This is a genomic window from Oceanobacillus caeni, assembly GCF_019037185.1.
Classification (GTDB): Bacteria; Bacillota; Bacilli; order Bacillales; family Amphibacillaceae; genus Oceanobacillus; species Oceanobacillus caeni.
In genome coordinates this window covers 65,317-69,583 of sequence record NZ_JAHHXM010000016.1, presented here as the reverse complement: position 1 = coordinate 69,583, position 4,267 = coordinate 65,317, and the positions used below count along the sequence as shown (strand labels likewise).

Below are 4,267 nucleotides of genomic sequence, written 5' to 3'. Positions count from 1 at the left end.
GTTGCACAATACGAATTAGGAGATGTTTTGCTCTTAGACGATTTAACCTATGACCCGATTATTTAAAAATATTATATAATATTCAAAAAATGGATGAAGGACTACCTTTAGATCCCTGTTATCTTTTTTTCATAAATTAAATATAATATATATCAGAAAATTTCAACATTCAAATCAAAGACACAAATTAAATGGTTGACTTCTATAATTATTTTTTATGCAACGCTAGTGATTATGAATGAAACTTCAGCTACCGTATAGTAAGTATCCTATTAGACAAACTCAATTTATCTTGTTGCCCCCTATTCTATATCTATAATTTTATTAGGATTTAAAATGTTATTTGGATCTAGTACCTTTTTAATTTGTTTCATTACTCCGAGTGCTGTTCCATGCTCCAGCTGCTGGTATTGTTTTTTTCCAACGCCTACACCATGCTCTCCAGTACATGTTCCACCACGCTGTAGTGCATAAAGCACAATCTTTTCATTAAATTCTTTCGCTTTTTGTACTTCTTCCGTATTTGCCATATCAATCATAATCAATGAATGAAAGTTGCCATCCCCGACGTGACCTACGAGTCCACCCGGAATTCCTAATTTATCTAACTCCTTCCTGGCAAAAGTTACCGCATTTGCTAACTCGGATATGGGAACGGCAACATCCGTAAGCATCATCTTCTTGCCAACATAATCATGGACATAGGCATAGGCTAGATTATGGCGGGCATGCCATAAATGATTACGTGCTGCAGTATCGGTTTCAAAAATAAATTCCTGACACTTATTATCCTTCATGATTTCCTTAGTGAAATCAACATCCGCTTGTAAACCGGCTTCATTACCATGGAATTCCAAGAAAAGGGTTGGTTCTACTGGATAATCTGTTTCACTAAATTTATTAATTTGAATCATTGAAGCCTCATCCACAAATTCCACTCGTGCAATCGGTACCCCTGCATGGATAATCGAAGTAACAGCATCAATTGCATGAGTGAAACTTGGGAATGTTGCACGAGCAGCAACCATATGTTCTGGAATGCCATATACTTGTAATGTTATCTCCGTGAAACAGCCAAGCGTTCCCTCTGAACCAACAAATAATCCATTTAAATGATAACCCGATGCAGATTTTGCCGCTAAACTCCCTGTATGTATCACACTTCCATCGGCAAGAACCACTTCGATATCACGCACCTGATCGCGCATCACCCCATACTTTACTGTCGTAGTTCCACTAGCATTCGTAGCCGCCATTCCTCCGATAGTTGCATTTGCACCTGGATCGACCGAGAAGAATAACCCATACTTTTTGAGTTCTTTATTCAATTGTTCTCTAGTCACACCAGGCTGAACCGTGACAAGTAAGTCACTTTCCTTTATTTCAATAATTTTATTCATCAAAGAAAAATCAATGGAGATGCCATGTTGATATGGAATAACATGTCCTTCTAAACTGGTCCCAACTCCAAATGGTGTTATTGGAATCTTAAACTCTTGTGCAACCTCCATAATATGGCTTACATCCTTTGTCGATTTTGGATATACCACCACATCTGGAAGACTTGTTTGATGATATGTTTCATCCCTGCTATGTAATTCTCTTACCGTTTGATTCGTCGTAATTTGCTCGTCAGATAGTTTTCTTTTTAAAGCATTTAGTACGGTTTCCATTTTGCTGCCCCTCTCACCTTGTAAGTTTTACACCATTTTTCAATTTATTTAATTTATAATAATATTTATATAAATTGATATTATTCATATTATAATGTTTTTTCGACTAATTCAATAACCCCTGATGCGAATTTAAAGTGAGCTCCCCTTGGTTTCATCATGACCGAAAAAGCAACCGAACAAATAAACCATATTGACATAATCTCCCTTCTAAGGTTATGATAAGTAAGAATTGAACAACTGATCGGAAGAGGTTCATAGCTGAAACCCTCTATAAAAAACTATGGATACAATGACAATTCGCCATGTCCATAATTGGATGTGGCTTTTTTGTTAGAATCATAGTTTGCTATGACCTCTCCGTAGTGTTCGGAAACATTACAGGGAGGTTTTTTTATGTCTGGAAGAAGCGAGAAACAAGGTTTGAAGGATTTAACTCTACTTGGTAATAAGGAGACGAATTACGCAACGGACTATACACCTGAAGTATTAGAATCCGTAAATAACATCCATTCTAATCGGGATTATTTTGTAAAATTTAATTGTCCAGAGTTTACTAGTTTATGTCCGATTACAGGGCAGCCTGATTTTGCGACGATGTATATTTCGTACATACCGGATCAGAAGATTGTAGAAAGTAAATCATTGAAATTATATTTATTTAGTTTCAGAAACCATGGAGATTTTCATGAGGATTGTGTGAATATCATTATGAATGATCTAATTGAATTGCTTGATCCACGTTATATCGAAGTTTGGGGTAAATTCACTCCCCGTGGTGGTATTTCCATTGACCCTTGGTGTAATTATGGAAAACCAGGGACAAAGTATGAAGAAATGGCTATGCATCGCTTGATGAATCATGATCTTAATCCGGAAAATATAGATAATCGTTAAATAGGTAGAGGTTCTAGCTACCCTCTATAAAAAACTAAGAAAACAGCCTATCTTAGTGTTGTTTTTTCTTTTTGAAAAGGAGTTTTTACATGGAAAAAGATAAAGCCATTGTTGTTTTTAGCGGAGGGCAGGACAGTACGACCTGTTTATTCTGGGCGAAAGAACAATTTAGAGAGGTCGAAACGGTTACATTTGATTATGGCCAACGACATCAATTAGAAATCGAATGTGCAAAAGAGATTGCAGAAGATCTCGGTGTCAAACACCATATTTTAGATATGTCGCTTCTACATCAACTAGCACCCAACGCTTTAACACGGAACGATATGGAGATAGCCGATGGCGATGGAACTAAGCTTCCAAACACTTTTGTTCCAGGGAGAAATTTACTTTTTCTATCCTTCGCTGGTGTATTAGCAAAGCAAGTTGGTGCAAAGCATCTCGTGACAGGAGTTAGTGAAACAGATTTTAGTGGCTATCCAGATTGCCGAGATAGTTTTATCAAATCATTAAATGTGACACTTAATCTAGCAATGGATGAGGGTTTTGTTATCCATACTCCCTTAATGTGGTTGGATAAAAGAGAAGTTTGGAAGCTTTCTGATGATTTAGGTGTAATGGATTTAATTCGAGAAAAGACCTTGACTTGTTATAACGGAATAAAGGCTGATGGTTGTGGAGAGTGTCCGGCTTGTAAGCTTCGTAATCATGGTTTAGAGCAATACTTACTGACCAGGGGGGAGAAATAATATGTTACGAGTATTTTTATATTTAATTTCCATTGTCTCGGCAAACGTGATAACCGCGGCAATCATGCCCCTCGAGATTGGTATTTTTATCATTCCAATGGGAACGTTTTTAATAGGTGCGACCTTTATATTTCGTGACTTAGTGCAAAACAAGTACGGAAGAAAAAAGACCTATTTATTTATTTTGACAGCATTAATCTTATCCGGTGCGGTGTCCTCTTTCCTTGGCGACACCCTAATGATTGTCGCAGCATCCGCACTTTCCTTTATTATTTCTGAAACAGCTGATACAGAGATTTATACTAGATTAAAACTACCAATTGCATGGCGTGTGTTTTATAGCGGAATTGTTGGTGGATTACTAGATTCCGTTGTTTTCGTTATCGTTGGATTAAGTCCAATCGGTGCAGGATTTATCCCTTGGGAGGCTGTGCCAGCGGCGATTTTAGGGCAGGTTATTGCAAAAACAGTTATCCAGTTAATTGGCGCACTTGTTCTAAATCAAGTGTATGTGGTGAGAGCAAGACGTGTTACGGTGAGATAAAGTTCAAGTGAAGTTTGAGTAGTATTATAACAAATTGTTAATTAGCTAGATATGCTCCCCTAAAAGTAGACAGATTGAAAATATAGCATACCAAATTCAAGGAGATTGGTATGCTTTTTTTATGGGGAAGAATCTGTTTTTTTCGGCATTCGAAAAACAATTACTATCTCAATGAGTGACCAAAATCCGATTCAAACGCAACAAAAGGTCACTCATAGCGACGATGAGTGCCCGAAATTTGGTTTAAACGCATCAAAGGGTTACTCATAACAACCATGAGTGCCCGAAATCTGGTTCAAACGCAACAAAAGGTCACTCATAGCGACGATGAGTGCCCGAAATTCGGTTTAAACGCATCAAAGGGTCACTCATAACAACCATGAGTGCCCGAAATCCAGTTTAAT

Annotated in this window: 4 protein-coding genes and 2 riboswitches; of the genes, 3 read left to right on the top strand and 1 reads right to left on the bottom strand. The window is 37.4% G+C overall.

Going from position 1 to position 4,267, the window contains the following annotated elements; translation table 11 throughout:
• Positions 1 to 302 precede the first annotated feature (302 nt).
• Positions 303 to 1,673, bottom strand: coding sequence for an FAD-binding oxidoreductase (locus KM885_RS10450; protein WP_047185085.1), 1,371 nt, complete (start codon positions 1,671 to 1,673; stop codon positions 303 to 305).
• A 244-nt stretch (positions 1,674 to 1,917) separates the two neighbouring features.
• Positions 1,918 to 1,964, top strand: a riboswitch (PreQ1 riboswitch).
• Positions 1,965 to 2,069: 105 nt separating this feature from the next.
• Between KM885_RS10450 and queF the strand changes: the two genes are divergently transcribed.
• From queF to KM885_RS10435, 3 genes are all read left to right on the top strand, one after another.
• Entirely contained in the window at positions 2,070 to 2,570 is a 501-nt protein-coding gene (gene queF, locus KM885_RS10445; RefSeq protein WP_047185086.1) for a preQ(1) synthase, read from the top strand.
• Between the two features lies 1 nt (position 2,571).
• Positions 2,572 to 2,614, top strand: a riboswitch (PreQ1 riboswitch).
• Positions 2,615 to 2,659: 45 nt separating this feature from the next.
• Positions 2,660 to 3,319 carry a 7-cyano-7-deazaguanine synthase QueC gene (gene queC, locus KM885_RS10440; protein ID WP_216883933.1) on the top strand — a complete coding sequence of 220 codons (660 nt, stop codon included), beginning with the start codon at positions 2,660 to 2,662 and terminating at the stop codon, positions 3,317 to 3,319.
• A 1-nt stretch (position 3,320) separates the two neighbouring features.
• A complete protein-coding gene (locus KM885_RS10435; RefSeq protein WP_216883932.1) occupies positions 3,321 to 3,863 on the top strand; it encodes a VUT family protein in 543 nt (180 codons plus the stop codon).
• Positions 3,864 to 4,267: the final 404 nt, after the last annotated feature.